This window comes from Streptomyces sp. SID486 (assembly GCF_009865385.1).
GTDB lineage: Bacteria > Actinomycetota > Actinomycetes > Streptomycetales > Streptomycetaceae > Streptomyces.
The window spans coordinates 18,395-34,886 of the sequence record NZ_WWJT01000779.1 but is presented as its reverse complement, the minus strand read 5'-3'; the positions used below and the strand labels follow the sequence as shown (position 1 = coordinate 34,886).

Below are 16,492 nucleotides of genomic sequence, written 5' to 3'. Positions count from 1 at the left end.
CAGCGTGGTCTTGCCGGCGCCGTTCGGGCCGACCAGGGCGACGACGGCGCCTTCGCCGACCCGGAAGGAGACGTCGCCGAGCAGCGTCCTCCCGTCGGGGAGGTGGTACTCGAGGTGCGCGGCTTCCAGATGTCCCATGGTCCGGCATTCTCCGGGGCGCCCGGCGCCGGGGGCAAACCCGTTTCGCGTCCGCGGCCCTCCGCCGGCCGCGCCGCGCTTGCGTCCCGGCCGGCCGGGACGGTGTCGCACCGGCCGGGGCGCGGCCGGCCCGCCGGGACGTTAAACGGGCGGCGGCCGGGACGGTGGACCGGTGGCGGCCGGGACGGCGGTGGGCGGTTCGACGGCCGGACCGCGGGCCCGGGGCCCGGCCGTTCCGCCGGGCGGAGGAGCGGGGGCACAAGAATCGGGTACTTCAGGGTAACCGCACCCCATGAGCCCAGACCTGGACCTGACCCCCCTCCAGAGCGGACGGACCGCCCTGCGCCGGCTGCTCGACCTCGACGCCGGAGTGTTCGAGGCGGCCGCCGCCTGGAACTGGCCCGGAGCCGAGCGGGTACTGCCCCGCCTGAGCCGCAGCGCGAACCACGGCGTCCTGTGGTTCGCCACGGCCGCCGCGATGGCCGCGAGCCGCACACCCCGGGGCCGCCGGGCCGCCGTGCGGGGCCTGGCCTCCCTCGGCCTGGCCTCACTGACGATCAACACCGTCGGCAAGCGCTCTGTACGCCGGGCGCGTCCCGTGCTGGACCCCGTGCCGCTGGTACGGCAGCTGAAGCGGCAGCCGATCACCACCTCGTTCCCGTCCGGGCACGCCGCGTCGGCGGCGGCGTTCGCCACCGGGGTGGCACTGGAGTCCCCGGCATGGGGTGCGGCGGTGGCGCCGGTGGCGGCCTCGGTGGCGGCCTCCCGGGTGTACACCGGGGTGCACTTCCCCAGCGACGTGCTGGCCGGAGCGGCGCTCGGCGTGGGTGCCGCCTTCCTGGTACGGCGGCTGGTGCCCACCCGGGCGCAGCTGCGGGGGCCCGTACGGCCCCGCGCGGACGTGCCGGCGCTGCCCGAGGGCGAGGGGCTGGTGATGGTCGCCAACCAGGCGTCGGGGACCGCCGACCGGGTGCGGGCCCTCCAGGCGGCGCTGCCGAAGGCGGAGATCGTCGAGTGCCCGCCGGAGGAGGTCGCGGACGCGCTGGCCAAGGCGGCGGCCCGGGCGCGCGTGCTCGGGGTGTGCGGTGGCGACGGCACGGTGAACGCGGCGGCCGGGGTCGCCCTGCGCCATGGCGTGCCGCTCGCGGTGCTGCCCGGCGGCACCCTCAACCACTTCGCCTACGACCTGGGTGTGGAGGACGAACGCGATCTGGCCCGCGCGGTGCGGCACGGCGAGGCGGTCCGGGTGGACGCGGGCCGTTTCGTCACCGCGGACACCGAGGGGCTGTTCCTCAACACGCTGAGCCTCGGGGTCTACCCGGAGCTGGTGCGGGAGCGGGAGCGCTGGTCGCACCGGATCGGCGGCTGGCCGGCCGGGGTGCTCGGCGCGCTGCGCGTACTGCGCGCGGACCGGCATCCGCTGGAGGTGCAGGTGGGCGGTGAGCGCCGGCCGCTGTGGCTGCTGTTCGTCGGCGCCGGCATCTACCACCGCATGGGGCTCTCGCCCGGCCGGCGTACCGATCTGGCGGACGGTCTGCTGGACGTACGGGTGGTGCACGGCAGCCGCCGCCCGGCACTGAGGCTGCTGGCAGCGGCGGCAGCCGGCCCGCTGACCCGCTCACCCGCGCATGCGGCGGTCCAGGTGAACCGGCTGCGGCTGACGGGCGTGTCGCCGGGCACCCCGCTGGCCTACGACGGTGAGGTCACCTCGGTGTCGGGCGACGTGGCACTGGAGAAGCTGCCCGAGGCGCTGACGGTCTACCGGCCCCAGAACGTCAGCGGCTGACTGCCCGTCAGTCCGGATGGCAAAACGCATATCTCAGTATTCGGCCCGTGCGCGTACCGTGACGGGTACCGCGGGGGTGTCGCCGGACACCGTCGGACCGGTACGACGAGAAGGGGCAGAGCCATGCCGAAGGCGCAGGAGACCGCCGTCTACACGCACGGGCACCACGAGTCGGTGCTGCGTTCGCACACCTGGCGCACCGCCGCCAACTCCGCCGCCTATCTGCTCGGTTCGCTCAAGCCCCATATGCGGATCCTGGACATCGGCTGCGGTCCGGGCACCATCACCGCCGACCTGGCGGAGCTGGTCCCGGACGGCCGGGTCACCGGCGTCGACCGTGCTCCGGGCGTCCTGGAGCGGGCCCGCGCCACCGCCGCCGAGCGCGGCCTGGCCAACGTCGACTTCGCGGTCGCCGACGTGCACGCCCTCGACTACCCGGACGACACCTTCTGCGTGGTCCACGCCCACCAGGTGCTGCAGCACGTGGGCGACCCGGTGGTGGCGCTGCGCGAGATGCACCGGGTGACGAAGCCGGGCGGGTACATCGCCGTACGTGACGCGGACTACGCGGCGATGACCTGGTACCCGGCCGTACCGGGGCTCACGGACTGGCTGGAGCTGTACGAGCGGGTGGCCCGGGCGTCCGGCGGCGAGCCCGACGCCGGACGCCGGCTGACGGCGTGGGCGCGGGCCGCCGGCCTGCGGGACGTCACGGCCACCTCCAGCACCTGGACGTTCGCCACCCCCGGGGAACGGGCCTGGTGGAGCGGCCTGTGGGCGGACCGCACGGTCGCGTCCGACTACGCCGGCCGCGCCACCGGGGGCGGCCACGCAACGCCGGAACGGCTGCGGGCGGTGGCGGCGGCCTGGCGGGAGTGGGGGCGGCACGAGGACGGCTGGTTCGCGGTCCTGCACGGCGAGATCCTGTGCCGCAAGGAGGTCTGATCCGCGGCCCGCGGTGAGGTCACTCGCGGGGAAGCAGTGGCCCGAGCGGCCCGAGGTCCAGATTCAGGTCCTCGGGCCGCAGGCCGTAGCGGTCGCGCAGCTCGGCCATCCGGTCCTCCAGCAGCATCAGGGTGAGCCCGATGCGCTCCTCCTGCTCCTCGGTGAGTTCACCGGTGTCGAACCGGCGCACCGCCTGCCGCTCCATCAGCTGACGCAGCAGTTCCACCACCGTGAGCACGAGCTTCACCAGGTCCCGCTCGACGGTGTCGGGTTCGAGGTCGAGCCGCTTGCGCGGGCCGGGCGAGGGCGTCGCGGACATCACAGCTCCTCGAAGGGCGAGGGGACCTGCTCGTTCACCGAGCTGATCAACGCGTTCAGGTCGATGCGCACGAGATCGACGTCCGCGATCCGCAGCGTGAGGTCACCGGTGATGACGACACCGCCCGCCAGCAGCCGGTCGAGCAGATCGACCAGCGCGATCTCACGGCGTTCCACGACGGTCACTGCCGCGTCCCCCTCATGACGGTTCTCCTGTTTCCTCTCCGGTGAACGAGTAGGCGGCCCACGGTCCGGTGAGTTCCACGCGGATCCCGGGCTCCTCGTCCTTCGTGCGGTCGACCAGTTCCACGAACTCCTCGGAGCGCCGCCGCGGCACCAGATAGGCCGCGTTGAGGACGTTCTGGCCGGGCGCCGAGGCCAGCGCGGAGGTCTGCGGGGCGTGGATCCGGGCGTCCTCGGCCTGCCCGCACAGCCGCTCGTGCAGGGACTGCGCGAAGCGCTCCGCGCGCTGCCACTTGTCCTCCTGGGCGTGGCTGCGCTCGCGCCGGCTGCGCAGGTAGTCCCGCCCGCTGGCCGGCTTGGCCGCGGGGGCGGTCCGGGCCGGTTCCGCCTCCGGCTCCAGATAGACCTTCACGCCCCACTCCACCCGGCCGGCGAGCCGGTCGAGGATGCGCCGGAAGTCGTCCTCACGGGCCTCGATCATGGAGCGTACGGCGCTGTCGTCGTGGAAGACGGTGGCGAGCCGCAGCGGCAGCGGGGTGGTGACCGTGCTGAGCGCGTCGATCACGCCCTGGTGCGCGCGGGCGGTGGCGGCCAGCCAGTCCAGGTCCTCCAGGTGGGCCTTGAGCGCCTCCTCGGAGAAGTCGGCCGCCGGGACCCCGCTGACCACGGCGACCAGCCCGTGGTGGTGCAGCACCGCGGGCGGGGCGCCCCCGATGCCGGTGAGCTGCGACTGCAGCGGCAGCTCGAAGGGGCGGCAGACGGCGTACACGTACCGCAGTCCGGTCATGATGCCTCCTTCGGCGCGCGGTGGCCCGGCTCCAGCTCCTCGAGTCGGGCGAGCCGCTCGCGCAGCTCGGCGTTCTCCCGGGCCAGCTCGTCCCGGCGGGCCCGGGACGAGAGGGCCGGGTCGGTCTCCCACCAGTCGATGCCCATCTCCTTGGCCTTGTCGACCGAGGCGACGATGAGACGCAGTTTGACGGTGAGCAGTTCGATGTCGAGCAGATTGATCCTGATGTCACCCGCGATGACGACACCCTTGTCCAGCACGCGTTCGAGGATGTCCGCGAGGTTCGCCCCCGAACCCTGTCCATAGGGTTCGGGAAAGCGGCTGGGCGTCGTCATCGACGACTCCCGCGCTCGGCGTACTCAGGTTCCTCTTCCTCGTACTCGCCCTCCTCGTCCTCCTCGGGCTCCTCCTCGGCGGGCTCCTCCTCGCCCTCTTCCTCCTCCTCGTACGGGGCCTCTTCCTCGTCCTCGTACGTGTCGGCCTCGTCCTCGTAGGGCTCCTCTTCGTCCTCGTACTCCTCGGACTCCTCGCCGGGCTCCTCGGTGTCCTCGTCCTCCTCCTCGGACTCCTCGGACGCCTGCCCCTCGGGCTCCTGCTCCTCGTCCTGTTCCTGCTCCTCGCCCTGTTCCTGCTCCTCCTCGGCGACGGCGTCCTCGTGGCTCTTGACCACCTCGCCGTCCCGGATCTCACCGCGCCAGGCGTCCTCCGCCTCGCCCTTGATGGTGATGAACCGGGCGAAGTGCTTCAGGTCCAGCCTGGCCCGGCGGCCCTGGGCGCGCCAGATGTTGCCGGTCTTCTCGAACAGGCCCGTCGGGTAGTACTCGATGACCAGCAGGACCCGGGTGAGGTTCTCCTCCAGCCGGTGGAAGGAGACCACGCCCTTGGTGGTGCCCTTGGCGCCCTCCGACGTCCACTGGATGCGGTAGTCGGGGATCTGCTCGGTCGTCTGCGCCTTCCAGCTGCGGCTGGACCAGAAGATCTTCGCCTGCCAGTCGGAGTGGGTGTCGTCGGACCGGCTCGCGCTCTTGACGCCCTTGGCGAAGCTGCTGAAGCTCTGGTACTGGGTCCACTGGTCGTAGGCGGTGCGCAGCGGCACGCCGACGTCGACGGACTCCATGATGACGGTCGGCTTCTTGCCCGCGCCGCCCTTCTTGCCCTTGCCACCCCCGAGCCCTCTGACCGCGTTCATCACGTTCTCCTTGACCCGTGAGCCGCCCAGCTCCAGGGCGGAGCGCAGCGGGCCCTTGCCCTCGGCGATCTTCCGGCCGCCGTCGAGCGCGAGCTTGGCGAAGCCCGGGCTGTTGCCCTCGGCTATGTCGTTGAGCTTGTTGGTCGTCGAGCCGAGTTTGCGGCCGAGTCCGGTGAGCATCTTGGTGGCCTGTGCGGCCAGGTACTCCTGTGCCTCCGCCTTCAGCCGGTCGGCGGCCTCGCTGTGGGCCAGGTCCGACAGCGGACTGCCCTTGGCCGCGTCCGTCGCCTTGCCCGCCGCCGAGGTGGCGGATCCCGGGGACTCGCTCATCGGTCGTCACCACCCTTCGAGGGCCGGCCCGTGGCGCGACGGGTGGTGCCGCCGGCCGCGGCCGTCTTCTTCGCGGCCGTCTTGCGGGCCGAGGTCGTCTTCTTGGCAGCCGTCTTCTTCGCGGGAGCCGTCTTCTGGGCCGCGGCCTTCTTGGCGGGGGCCTTCTTGGCGGGGGCCTTCTTGGCGGGCTCCCGCTTCGCCTGCTCCTTGCCGCGCGGCTTGTCCTCCCGGTCCTCGCGGTCGTCGCCGCGGTCCTCGTCCTCGCGGTCCTCGTCCTCGCGGTCCTCGTCCTCGCGGTCGGCGGACTCCTCGTAGTCGTCCTCGTAGCCGTCCTCGTCGCCCTGCTCCTCGTCGGAGCCGGGGGCGACGCCGGACAGCTGGTCGCGGACCTGCGAGGTGCGGCCGTGCAGCCGGTCGGCGAGCGTGTTCATCTGCCGCTCGACCATCGCACCGCTCGCCGCCTTGCCGACACCGCGCAGGTCCTGGCGCAGCTGGTCCCCGATCTCCTTGAACTGGGGGTTGTTCTTGAGCTGCTGGCTCACGACGTCGGCGAGCATCTTCGGACTGAGGTTGAGCTTCTTGCCGGCGACGAGGGAGCCGACCGCGAGGGCCATCTTCAGCTTCTTCGTACGTCCGAGCAGATATCCGGCCCCTATGGCGAGGCCCATTGCCGTTCGGTTCATCGTCCCGTCCCGTTGCCTGTGGTGTCGCCGGAGCGCAGGGCGATCTCCAGCCGGTCGAGCAGCTCGTCCTCGCGCCGGTCGAACTCCTCCTCGGTGATCTCGCCCGCCTCCAGCTGTTCTTCGAGGCGGGCGAGTTCGGCCCGTACGGTGGCGGGGTCGTAGTAGATCCGTTCCGCCTCGCGGAGCACCTGCCTGACGGCCCACGCGCTGCCGCGCACGGGCGCGAACGGCAGCATCAGTACTTCGCCTATCAGTCCCACGGTGGTCTCCTTCCGTTCGGGCCCGGAGCGCTACTGCGCGCCCGCGTCCGCGCCGGCCGCGCGGCCCGCGGGCTGCGCGGGGCCGGGCTCGACGAAGCTGTACGGCGGCAGCGGACCGTTGACCCGCAGTTCGAGGTGGGGGTGGCTCGCGCGTACCTGCTCGACGAGGGCGAGGAAGCGCTCGGCCGAGTCCCGGGGCACCAGGAAGGACACGTTCAGCAGCCAGCCGGTGGACTCGGGGCCCACGCTGACCGCGGCGGCGGCCGGTGTCAGCAGGCCCTCCACCTCGCCGGCGTCCTCGGTCTCCTTGGCCTTGACGGCGGCGGCGACCATCTCGCCGAGGCGGATCTTGTCGTCGTAGGCGCCTCCGCCGGAGCGGCGGTTGGCCTCGGCGAGGGCCCGCACGTCCGCGTTCTCGGCCATCACCAGGTGCAGGACCGCCTCTTCGACATGGGTGGCCTTGACGTTGTACTCGACCTTGCCGTCCAGCTCCCGCAGCCGCTCCGCGTAGTGCTCCGCCCGTTCGGTGAGCACCTGCGTGACGGCGTCGTCGTCGTGGGCGACGCTGCCGAAGCTCATGGGCAGCACGCAGCCGGCCGCGCCGGCCTCGGCGAGCACGTTCTGGTGCGCGAGCAGGTCCCTGCGCTTGGGGCGCAGGTCCTCCGGGGCGTCACTGACCACGGCGGTGAGGTCACCGGCCGTGAGGAGGCGCACCGGGCGGGCGGGCTCGCCCACGCCGGTCATGCCCTCGGGCAGGGCGGGGTGCGACCGGGCGGTGATCCCGTAGACGTAGGTGCTCACTCCTGCTCCTCCTTCCGGCGCGCCGGAGCCTTGCGGGCGCGCGGCCGGGACTCGGTCTCCCCTTCCTGGCGGGCCTGGTTGAAGGCGTCGGATATCGTCTGCGCGGCGCCGGACAGCGCGCCCTTGGACTTGCCGCGGGCGCCGGACTCGGTGACCTCGCCGACGATCTCGGGCAGGCCGGGGCTCTTGTTGGAGCCGGATTCCAGGTCGAGGCGGTTGCACGCCTCGGCGAAGCGCAGGTAGGTGTCGACGCTGGCCACGACGACGCGGACGTCGATCTTCAGGATCTCGATGCCGACCAGGGAGACGCGCACGAACGCGTCGATCACCAGGCCCCGGTCGAGAACCAGTTCCAGTACGTCGTAGAGGCCGCTGCTGCCGCCTCCGCCTCCGGACTGCTGTGCCGGAACTACTGTCATGCCGACGATTCCTCCTCGCGCGTAATGGGGGGCACGGTCTGTGTGGGCCCGGTCGCGGGCGGTGGCTCAGCGGCCACCGCGCGGATCCGCCCGGCCGCGTTCGTAGCGGCGGACGCGGCGGTAACCGGTCAGCTGTCCCTGCTGGTCCAGCTCGACCTGGTAGCTCGCCATCAGGCTCATGGTGTCGGGGACCCTCGCCATTTCGAGGACCTCGACCTCCAGCGCCCAGCCGTTCTCCGTCTGCTCGAACGAGGACACCGACTCCGGTGCCAGTCCGGTGAGTTCCTCGAGCTGGGCGCGCGCCTCGCGCAGCACCTCCATGGGGGCCGGACGGTCGCCGTCCACCGCGTGCCTTTCCGTTGTGCCGTGTGACTTCTGGTTGCCTTGTGTCTCTTGTGGCTCCTGGGAATCTTGTGATTCTCGTGAACCCTGTGACTGCGTTGTGTTTTTTGCGTTCGACATGGCCACCTCTCCCCTGCGTGTGGCCGCCACATCCTTGGCCAAACCTCGGGAGCGGACCGCGTGTGGCGGGAGCGCCGTCGTACCTGGTCAAAGGGGGTACGTGAGTCAGCCATGCAGTGCCGCGAGGCGGCTGCGGGGGCGCTTGAGGGAGCGTCCGCGGCTCAGCGCGCCGGCCCAGGGGTCGGTGCGCGCCTGGTCCACGGCGTCGGCGAGGGTCCAGTGACGGGCGTCGACACCCGGATCGTCCACCTGTTCCCAGGTTAGGGGCACCGCGACGGGTGCGCCCGGCCGCGCCCGGACGCTGTAGGGGGCGACGGCGGTCTGGGCGTAGGCGTTGCGCTGCACGTCGAGGTACAGGCGGCCGCCGCGCTCCTGTCTGCGGGCCGCGGTGGTGAGCAGGTCCGGGTGCCGGGCCGCGGCGACCTCGGCCAGGTCGTGCGCGAACGCGCGCACCTCGTCGAAGTCGTGGCGGCCGTCGAGCGCGGTGACCAGGTGCAGTCCGCGCGAGCCCGTGGTCATCGGGACCGCGGGCAGCCCGAGTTCGTCGAGCAGCTCACGCAGCCGGACGGCGGCCTCCCGGACGGCCGGGAAGTCGTCGCCGGGGGGATCGAGGTCGAGGACCAGCCGGTCGGGACGGTCCGGTCCGCCGGCCCGGTCGACACGGGAGAGCCAGCGGTGCAGGGTCAGGCAGGCCTGGTCGGCGAGGTACAGGAGGGTCGCGGTGTCGTCGCAGACCACGTGCGTGACCGTGCCGCCCTCCTTGGCCACCGTCGCACGGGTGATCCACGGCGGGTAGTGGTCCGGGGTGTTCTTCTGCATGAAGCGCTGGCCGTCCAGGCCGTCGGGGTGGCGCTCCAGCATCAGCGGCCGGCCCCGCAGGTGCGGCAGCATGTACGGCGCGACGGCCCGGTAGTAGTCGGCGAGGTCGCCCTTGGTGTACTCCCCGGCGCCCCCGCGGCCGGGGAAGAGCACCTTCCCCGGCCGCTGGATCTCCACCGTGCGACGGCCCGCGCGGACGGCCCGCGCGTCGCCGTGGCTCATCGCACGACCGCCTCCTCGACCAGCAGGCGGGCCGCCGCCGCGATGCCGGCGGCGTCGACGCCGGCCGCGTGGAGCTGCTCGTCGGGCGCGGCCGAGCCCGGCATGGTGCGCACCGCGAGCCGGACCAGGCGGGGCACCGGCCGGCCGTCGGCGAACGCCTCCGCGACGGCGTCCCCGATGCCGCCCTCCGGGTGGTGGTCCTCCACGGTGAGCAGGCAGCCGGTCTCCTCGGCCGCCTGCCGGAGGGTCTCGGCGTCAACGGGCTTGACGGAGTACAGGTCGATCACCCGCACCTCGATGCCGTCCTCGGCGAGCCGGTCGGCGGCGGCCAGGGCCTCCGGCACAGTCACCCCGGCCGCGACGACGGTCAGCCGGTCGTTCTCGCCGGAGCGCAGCGTCTTGCTGCCCCCCACCGGGAACTCCTCTTCGGGGCCGTAGATCACCGGCGTCTTGCCGCGGGAGGTGCGCAGGTAGCGGATGCCGTCCAGGCCGGCCATCGCGGCGACCAGCCGGGCGGTCTGGTTGGCGTCGCACGGGTAGAGCACCGTAGAGCCGTACACGGACCGGAACATCGCGAGGTCCTCCAGGCCCATCTGCGAGGGCCCGTCCTGCCCGATCGCCACCCCGGCGTGCGAGCCGACCAGGTTGATCCCGGAGCCGCTGATGGCCGCCATGCGCACGAAGTCGTGGGCGCGGGTGAGGAACGCGGCGAAGGTGGAGGCGTACGGTACCCAGCCGCGCGCGGCCATGCCGACGGACGTGGCGACGAGCTGCTGCTCGGCGATGTAGCACTCGAAATACCGGTCGGGGTGGACCTTGGCGAACTCCTCGGTGCGGGTGGAGTCGCCGACCTCGCCGTCCAGGGCGACGACGTCGCCGCGGGCGGTGCCGAGCGCGGCGAGGGCCTTGCCGAAGGCGTCCCGGGTCGCGGCCTCCTCGCCCTGGTCGAAGCGCGGGAGCTGGACGACCTCGGTGGTGAGCGAGCGCAGCGCCGCGGCGGCCTGCGGCTCGGAGACGCGTACCCGCAGATCACGCTGTCCGCCGAGTTCGGCGATGGCGTCCTCGGCCTCGGGCAGCGGCTTGCCGTGCAGGCCCTCGCGGTCCTCCACGGAGGCGACGCCCTTGCCCTTCAGGGTGCGGGCGAGGATGACGGTGGGCTGGCCGGTGGTGGACAGCGCCTCGCCGTAGGCACGGTCGATCTTGTCGACGTCGTGGCCGTCGATCTCGACGGTGTGCCAGCCGAAGGCCTGGAACCGGCGGGCGTACGCGTCCAGGTCGTGGCCGTGGCGGGTGGGGCCGCGCTGGCCGAGCCGGTTGACGTCCACGATGGCCGTCAGGTTGTCCAGGTTCTCGTAGCCGGCGTGTTCGGCGGCCTCCCACACCGAGCCCTCGGCCAGCTCGCTGTCGCCGCACAGCACCCACACCCGGTAGCCGGTGCGGTCCAGCCGCTTGCCGGCGAGGGCGATGCCGACACCGACCGGCAGGCCCTGCCCGAGCGAGCCGGTGGCCGTCTCCACCCAGGGCAGCCTGCGCGGCGTGGGATGGCCCTCCAGCCGGCTGCCGAGCTTGCGGAAGGTGACCAGCTCGCCGTCCTCGATCGCGCCGGCCGCCTTGTAGGCGGCGTAGAGCAGCGGGGAGGCATGTCCCTTGGACAGCACGAAGCGGTCGTTCGCGGGGTGCTCGGGGCGCTCGAAGTCGTACCGCAGGTGGTTGGCGAGCAGGACGGCCAGCAGATCGGCGGCGGACATCGAGGACGTCGGGTGCCCGGATCCCGCGGCGGCGGACGCCCGGATGCTGTCCACGCGCAACTGCTGTCCGAGTTCGGCGAGTTCTTCGGTGTTCATGGGTCTCCTAGTCTCCTTGCGCTCGTCGGCGCTCAGTCGGGTGCGTCCGCGGGGTCGGGTGGGTCGGTGCGCCTGACAGGGCCGGGGGCCGGATGGTCCGGTCCGCTCCTGGCGGGCTCACCGCCCGGCTGGTTCCTCGCGGGCTCACCGCCCGGCTGGCTCCTCGCGGGCTCACCACCCGGCTGGCTCCTCGCGGGCTCACCGCCCGGCTGGCTCCTCGCGGGCTCACCACCCCGCCGGTTCGTCGGGTGCTTTTCGTGCGTCATGGGCTCTTCTCCTGCCTGTGCGGACGGCCGCTCCGGGCCGTCATGGGCGGCCCTGCGGGACAGCCGCTCCCCGACACCCCGCAGCACACGCGCCGCCGCGTCCAGCAGGATCCAGCGGGGGCGCACCCCTGCGGGCACCGGCGGCCGCGGGCGAGCCGGGCCGGGGTGGGGCAGCCCGGTACGCGGCGGAACCGGCGCCGACGATCACGACGCTAGGTCGGCCCACGGTGCGCCTCCGGCCGGTGCGGCTGGTCCGAGGTCTTCCGCGTAACCGGGGCGGGGGCACCCAAACGCCGGGACGGTCACCCGTACGCCGCCGCGGGGGCCGGCGCGCCCCCGGCCCCCGCGTTCCGGTGCCGGCGTTTCGCCCGGTCGCGGCCGGTTACCCGGCCCGGGTCCGTGACCATGCCGACGACCGGCTTCGTGACCATGCCGACGACCGGCTTCGCCCGCGGAGGTTTCCCCCATGCCCGAGTACGGCTATTTCCTGGCAGCCGAGGAGCACGATCCCGCGGCCCTCGTCGAACAGGCCCGCATGGCCGAGCAGGCCGGCTTCCAGGCGCTGTGGATCTCCGACCACTACCACCCGTGGAACGACGCGCAGGGGCAGAGCCCGTTCGTGTGGTCGGTGATCGGCGCGCTGTCGGAGGCGGTGTCGCTGCCCATCGAGACGGCGATGACCTGCCCGACCGTGCGGATGCACCCGGCGGTGGTGGCGCAGGCGGCGGCGACCAGCGCGGTGATGACCGAAGGCCGCTTCCGGCTCGGTGTCGGCACCGGCGAGGCGCTGAACGAGCACATCCTCGGCGACCGCTGGCCCCCGACGCAGGTGCGCCTGGAGATGCTGGAGGAGGCGATCCAGGTGATGCGCCGGCTGTTCACCGGCGAGGAGGTCACCCACCACGGCACCCACTACACCGTGGAGAACGCCCGCCTCTACACCGTCCCCGACGAGCCCGTCCCGATCGACATCTCCGGCTTCGGCCCGAAGGCGACCTCGCTGGCGGCCCGGGTGGGCGACGGTTACATCACGATGATGCCGCAGGAGGAGATGGTGACCCGGTTCCGCAAGGGCGGCGGCGGGGCCAAGCCGGTCAGCGGCGGTACGAAGGTCTGCTACGGGACGGACCGCGAGGAGTGCGTCCGTACCGTGCACCGGCTCTGGTACAACGAGCTGCTGCCCGGCGAGATGGGGCAGGTACTCCCCTCACCCCGGCACTTCGAGCAGCTGCACGAGCTGGTCACCGAGGACATGGTGCGCGACGAGGTGGTGTGCGGGGGCGACCCCGAGCAGCACGCCCGCGCGCTGCGGGCCTTCGCCGACGCCGGCTTCGACCGGGTGTACGTGAACCAGATCGGGCCGGATCAGCGGGGGTTCTTCGACTTCTACCGGACGAAGGTGCTGCCGCAGCTCGCCGGCTGACGCCGGCTGACCGGCCGGGGCACGTCGGCGCCCCGGCCGGCGCGGGACGCGTGTTCCGGCCCGGCCGAGGTCAGGCGCGGTGGTGCGGGGTGTCCGGGTCGACGGGGGGCTGGGGCGGTGTCATGGGCATCGGCGGGTACGGCGCGCCGAGGCCGCTCGGCGGAGCGGTCGGGGCGGTGCCGCCGATCACACGGTGCGGCCCGTGCTGCCGGTGCCCCGAGTGCGCCACTCCGCGCAGCAGGAAGGCCACGACCGCGAGGGCGGCCGCGGTGATCAGCGCCGCGGCCCAGCCGGGCAGGCCGATCGCCAGGGCCAGGCCGACGGCGAGGGCCACCGCGCCGCCGGCGTAGAGGGCGACGGCGCCGGACGCGGCGTAGAGCATGGCGGTGCGGCGCTGCTTGCGGGACTGCTCGCGCAGCTCGTCGCGTACCGTCTCGCGTGCCACCTGCGCCAGCTCTTCCACCAGATACTTGTCCAGGTGTTCCAGGTGATCAAAACGGTCCATACCGTGCGGGTACCCGCCCATCACAGCGGGTAACGCGAGGGCCTGCGCGCGCCGGGCGGCCCCAACTAGGCTCGGCGCATGGAGATTCTGGGCGCCTCGCTGCGCATCTGCGTCGACGACCTCGAAACCGCGATCCCCTTCTACGAGCGCCTGGCGGGCGGCAGGGCGCTGCGTTTCGAGCGTGGCGGGGTGCAGGTCGCCGCGGTCGGCTCCTTCCTCCTGATGAGCGGCCCGCAGTCGGAGCTCGAGGTCCTGCGCAAGGTGGCGGCGACCATCGCCGTCGAGGACGTGGAGGAGGCCCACCGGCTGCTGACCGAGCTGGGCGCCCAGGTGGTCGCGGGACCGGTGCCGACGCCGGCGGGCCGCAATCTGCTGGCGGTCCACCCGGACGGGTCGGTGTTCGAGTACGTGGACCAGCGCGGCGCCTGAGCCGCTCAGCCGCCGGTGTCCGGCCGCATCCGGAAGTCGTAGCGGCCGGGCAGCGGCTCGTCGGTGAGGCGGGCCCACAGCCGGTCGATGTCGTCGGCACCCTCCCGCAGGTCGGCGACCTCGAAGCCGGCGTCGAAGACGGCCCGCGCCTCGGCGCGCCGGCCCTCCGCGAGCAGCAGCTCGGCGAGCAGCAGCCGGAACCGGCCGCGCCCGCGGACGCCGTCGGGCAGCCGCTGCCACACCGAGCGCGCGTCGGCGGGCCGCCGTGCCCGCAGCAGCGCTTCGAGGGTCTCCCGGCCGAGCGCGGCCAGGGCCGCCGTCCACGTCTCGTCGTCGTGTCCCTTCCCGTGCCCTTCGCCGCACAGGGCGCGGAAGGCGTCCGCGTACCGGTCCGCGGCCCGTTCGTGGTGGCCGGCCTCCCGGTCGGCGACGGCCAGACAGCGCAGCGCCGCCCAGGCGGCGGGCGCGCGGCGCAGTGCGCGTTCCCAGCTGCGGACGGCCTGGGCGCGGTCGCCGGCGTGCCACTGGGCGACACCGAGGTGGTACTCGGTGTGCGCGGTGGCGGGGGCGGTCTCCAGCAGGTCCCGCCAGGGCGGGGCGACCAGGGTAGGGCCGGGCGGCCGGGCCGGGTCCCGGTCCGGCAGCGCTCCGGTACGCAGCAGCTGGCGCCAGGGCTCCTGGGCGTCGCCGAGGGTGGACTCGGGGAACGGCGTACCGGGCAGGTCGAGGCCGGCCCGCAGCACTTCGAGGGCGCCCCAGCCGGAGCCGGCGGCGAGCGTGGTCCGGGGCTCGGTGTCGGCGTACGGCCGCCACGCCGCGTACGCGGCGTCGACGCGGTCGCGGGGCAGGACGGCCGCCAGCCGTCGCTCGGCCGTCTTGACGACGTCCGCCCACTCCCCCGCGGCCGGAGTGTCCAGCGGCCCGTACGCCTCCAGCCAGGACACCTCGCTCTGGGCCGCGAGTGGGACGTGTTCGAGCTGGGTGCGGGCGAGCCCGGCCTGGATCTCGCAGTAGCCGCCGGTCCCGGGTGCGGTCAGCCACTCCTGCCAGCGCCGGCCGCCCGGGCCGCTGCCCCAGACGAAGAGCTTGCGGCCGCGCAGCACGTCGGTGGAGGTCTGCACCAGCCCGTGTCCGTCGGCGTCCAGAGCGGCGATCCAGCGCCGGCGGCCGTCGGGGACGTCGTAGAACCAGTCGGCGGGGTGGGTGCTGTTGCGGGGGTGGGTGCGGTCGATGCCGTCGTAGGTGGGAACGGGCACCCGGTGCAGCCGGTTCTCGTAGCCGAAGTGCCAGGCTTCCTCGGCGGGGGCCAGGATGCGGCGGTCCTCGGGGACGGCGGTGTTGGACCACCAGTAGGTGGGCGCGGGCCGCTCGTGCGGGTTGCGGATCCGGACGCCGGCGTAGAGGAAGTCGGAGCCCTCCGGCAGCCACAGGTCGATCTGGAAGGGCAGGTCGCGCAGCCTCTCCCACTCCCACAGCCGCAGCATCTCGCCGCCGTCCGGGGCGGGGACGCGGGCGGCGTGCAGGGGGGCGCAGGAGAGGGTGGTGTGGCCGGTGGCGCCGATGTTCCACTCGATGCCGCCGGAGAACCAGGCGCCGTTGAGGGCGAAGTCGGCGGGCTGGAACACCGGGTTGCGGTAGAGGAGTTCGCGTCCCGTCGGCAGGTGGACCAGGGAGGCGAGCCGGCCGCCCAGTCCGGGCAGGACGGTGGCGCGCAGCCGGTCGTTCTCGATCACCAGCGTCTGCAGACCGCGGGGCTGCCGCTCTCTGCCGTAGCCGTCCCGGAGCGACACGGGCAGCAGGCTGCGCAGCGGCGCGAGGCCGAGCTGCCGGGCCATGTCGTCGGGCATGCCCGCGCGTTCCCGGTCGCCGACGCGGTGGACGTCGTCGCGGGGGCACAGTGCGGGCAGCGGGTTGTCGGGCCCCAGCCGGGCGGCGGGCAGGGTCAGCACGTCACGTCGGATCCTGGTCACGATGACCATGGAACCCGCCGCCGCGGCGCTCGGCCAGGGGCGCTGCCGGTCAGGATTGCGCAAAAGGCGTGCGACGGGGTCAGTGCCCGGACCGCATCTCCACGGTGAGCGCCCAGCGTTCGTGGTCGCGCCAGGCGCCGTCCACGTAGATCATTCGCGGGGAGAGGCCCTCCAGGCGGAACCCGGCGCCCCGGGCGAGGGCGATGGACGCGGTGTTCCCGGGCTGTGCGTTGATCTCCAGCCGGTGCAGGGCGAGCGGTCCGAACGCGTAGGCGATGACCAGTTCCATGCCTTCGCGCATCAGGCCGCGCCCGGCCGCGTGCGCGAAGGCGCCGTAGCCGAGGGCGCCGCACTGGAAGCCGCCCCGCACGATGTTGTTGATGTTGATGAAGCCGGCGATGTCCCCGCCGTCCTTCTCGCAGACCAGGAAACCGGCCCGGGCCGGGTCCTCGATCAGCCGGCCGGCGTAGTCGGCGTAGGTCTTGTCGGTGTCCGGCGGGAACAGCCACGGCCGGTGCAGGTCCTTGCTCTGCCTGGCCCGGGCGGTGAACTCGGGGCCGTCCTCCAGCCGGAAGGGACGGATGGCCACGCGGGGGCCGACGGCGAGGTGGTGGGACGGAGGGTGCGGCATCCGGCCAGACTACGGCGTTCCGGCCGCCGGCGCCGTGTGCGTCACACCGCCCCGGCGCGGTACGTGTCCCGCCCGGGCCTGG

General features: G+C 73.4%; 20 protein-coding genes. 4 read left to right on the top strand and 16 right to left on the bottom strand.

Annotated features, from left to right (window positions below):
* Nucleotides 1-138: ATP-binding cassette domain-containing protein (locus GT045_RS36925; RefSeq protein ID WP_161336884.1), on the bottom strand; the 138-nt coding region annotated here is incomplete at its 3' end.
* Nucleotides 139-430: 292 nt separating this feature from the next.
* Between GT045_RS36925 and GT045_RS36920 the strand changes: the two genes are divergently transcribed.
* Both GT045_RS36920 and GT045_RS36915 read left to right on the top strand, forming a co-directional pair.
* Nucleotides 431-1,924, top strand: coding sequence for a bifunctional phosphatase PAP2/diacylglycerol kinase family protein (locus GT045_RS36920; RefSeq protein WP_202529378.1), 1,494 nt, complete (start codon nucleotides 431-433; stop codon nucleotides 1,922-1,924).
* 123 nt (nucleotides 1,925-2,047) lie between these two features.
* The gene (locus tag GT045_RS36915; RefSeq protein ID WP_161336883.1) at nucleotides 2,048-2,869 is read left to right on the top strand and encodes a class I SAM-dependent methyltransferase; all 822 of its coding nucleotides are present in this window, start codon (nucleotides 2,048-2,050) and stop codon (nucleotides 2,867-2,869) included.
* 19 nt (nucleotides 2,870-2,888) lie between these two features.
* Here the strand turns inward: GT045_RS36915 and GT045_RS36910 are convergent, their stop codons facing one another.
* The 12 genes from GT045_RS36910 to GT045_RS36855 all read right to left on the bottom strand — a co-directional run bounded on the left by GT045_RS36910 (nucleotide 2,889) and on the right by GT045_RS36855 (nucleotide 11,222).
* Complete coding sequence (locus GT045_RS36910; RefSeq protein WP_161298224.1) at nucleotides 2,889-3,188, bottom strand: gas vesicle protein K; 300 nt, start codon at nucleotides 3,186-3,188, stop codon at nucleotides 2,889-2,891.
* Nucleotides 3,188-3,373, bottom strand: a complete 186-nt coding sequence (locus GT045_RS36905; protein ID WP_161298225.1) for a gas vesicle protein — start codon at nucleotides 3,371-3,373, stop codon at nucleotides 3,188-3,190. Before GT045_RS36905 ends, GT045_RS36910 begins: the two co-directional genes overlap by 1 nt.
* Nucleotides 3,374-3,386: 13 nt before the next feature.
* Nucleotides 3,387-4,157 (bottom strand): GvpL/GvpF family gas vesicle protein, encoded by a 771-nt coding sequence (locus GT045_RS36900; RefSeq protein WP_202516662.1) that lies wholly within the window; start codon nucleotides 4,155-4,157, stop codon nucleotides 3,387-3,389.
* Complete coding sequence (locus GT045_RS36895) at nucleotides 4,154-4,492, bottom strand: gas vesicle protein (RefSeq protein WP_161298226.1); 339 nt, start codon at nucleotides 4,490-4,492, stop codon at nucleotides 4,154-4,156. The genes GT045_RS36900 and GT045_RS36895 overlap by 4 nt, the downstream gene beginning before the upstream one ends.
* Entirely contained in the window at nucleotides 4,489-5,676 is a 1,188-nt protein-coding gene (locus GT045_RS36890; RefSeq protein WP_161336882.1) for an SRPBCC family protein, read from the bottom strand. The genes GT045_RS36895 and GT045_RS36890 overlap by 4 nt, the downstream gene beginning before the upstream one ends.
* A complete protein-coding gene (locus tag GT045_RS36885) occupies nucleotides 5,673-6,359 on the bottom strand; it encodes a DNA primase (RefSeq protein WP_161336881.1) in 687 nt (228 codons plus the stop codon). Before GT045_RS36885 ends, GT045_RS36890 begins: the two co-directional genes overlap by 4 nt.
* Entirely contained in the window at nucleotides 6,356-6,619 is a 264-nt protein-coding gene (locus GT045_RS36880; protein ID WP_161298229.1) for a gas vesicle protein GvpG, read from the bottom strand. The genes GT045_RS36885 and GT045_RS36880 overlap by 4 nt, the downstream gene beginning before the upstream one ends.
* A 30-nt stretch (nucleotides 6,620-6,649) precedes the next feature.
* Nucleotides 6,650-7,420 carry a GvpL/GvpF family gas vesicle protein gene (locus tag GT045_RS36875; protein ID WP_161298230.1) on the bottom strand — a complete coding sequence of 257 codons (771 nt, stop codon included), beginning with the start codon at nucleotides 7,418-7,420 and terminating at the stop codon, nucleotides 6,650-6,652.
* Nucleotides 7,417-7,839 (bottom strand): gas vesicle structural protein GvpA, encoded by a 423-nt coding sequence (locus GT045_RS36870; RefSeq protein ID WP_161298231.1) that lies wholly within the window; start codon nucleotides 7,837-7,839, stop codon nucleotides 7,417-7,419. Before GT045_RS36870 ends, GT045_RS36875 begins: the two co-directional genes overlap by 4 nt.
* A gap of 66 nt (nucleotides 7,840-7,905) precedes the next feature.
* Nucleotides 7,906-8,301, bottom strand: coding sequence for a gas vesicle protein (locus GT045_RS36865; RefSeq protein ID WP_161298232.1), 396 nt, complete (start codon nucleotides 8,299-8,301; stop codon nucleotides 7,906-7,908).
* A 105-nt stretch (nucleotides 8,302-8,406) separates the two neighbouring features.
* Complete coding sequence (ligD, locus tag GT045_RS36860) at nucleotides 8,407-9,342, bottom strand: non-homologous end-joining DNA ligase (protein WP_161336880.1); 936 nt, start codon at nucleotides 9,340-9,342, stop codon at nucleotides 8,407-8,409.
* Nucleotides 9,339-11,222 carry a transketolase gene (locus GT045_RS36855; RefSeq protein WP_272926945.1) on the bottom strand — a complete coding sequence of 628 codons (1,884 nt, stop codon included), beginning with the start codon at nucleotides 11,220-11,222 and terminating at the stop codon, nucleotides 9,339-9,341. Before GT045_RS36855 ends, ligD begins: the two co-directional genes overlap by 4 nt.
* Before the next feature lie 696 nt (nucleotides 11,223-11,918).
* On the opposite strand from GT045_RS36855, the gene GT045_RS36845 reads away from it, so the two are divergent.
* Entirely contained in the window at nucleotides 11,919-12,875 is a 957-nt protein-coding gene (locus GT045_RS36845; RefSeq protein WP_161336878.1) for an LLM class F420-dependent oxidoreductase, read from the top strand.
* A gap of 70 nt (nucleotides 12,876-12,945) precedes the next feature.
* On the opposite strand, the gene GT045_RS36840 is transcribed toward GT045_RS36845, so the two are convergent.
* Entirely contained in the window at nucleotides 12,946-13,380 is a 435-nt protein-coding gene (locus tag GT045_RS36840) for a phage holin family protein (RefSeq protein WP_161336877.1), read from the bottom strand.
* Nucleotides 13,381-13,458: 78 nt separating this feature from the next.
* Here GT045_RS36840 and GT045_RS36835 point away from each other — a divergent pair, with 78 nt between their 5' ends.
* Nucleotides 13,459-13,809 carry a VOC family protein gene (locus GT045_RS36835; RefSeq protein WP_161336876.1) on the top strand — a complete coding sequence of 117 codons (351 nt, stop codon included), beginning with the start codon at nucleotides 13,459-13,461 and terminating at the stop codon, nucleotides 13,807-13,809.
* 5 nt (nucleotides 13,810-13,814) lie between these two features.
* Here the strand turns inward: GT045_RS36835 and GT045_RS36830 are convergent, their stop codons facing one another.
* Together GT045_RS36830 and GT045_RS36825 are read right to left on the bottom strand one after the other, a co-directional pair.
* Entirely contained in the window at nucleotides 13,815-15,788 is a 1,974-nt protein-coding gene (locus tag GT045_RS36830; RefSeq protein WP_161336875.1) for a DUF5107 domain-containing protein, read from the bottom strand.
* A 70-nt stretch (nucleotides 15,789-15,858) separates the two neighbouring features.
* Nucleotides 15,859-16,410, bottom strand: a complete 552-nt coding sequence (locus tag GT045_RS36825) for a GNAT family protein (protein WP_161336874.1) — start codon at nucleotides 16,408-16,410, stop codon at nucleotides 15,859-15,861.
* Nucleotides 16,411-16,492: the final 82 nt, after the last annotated feature.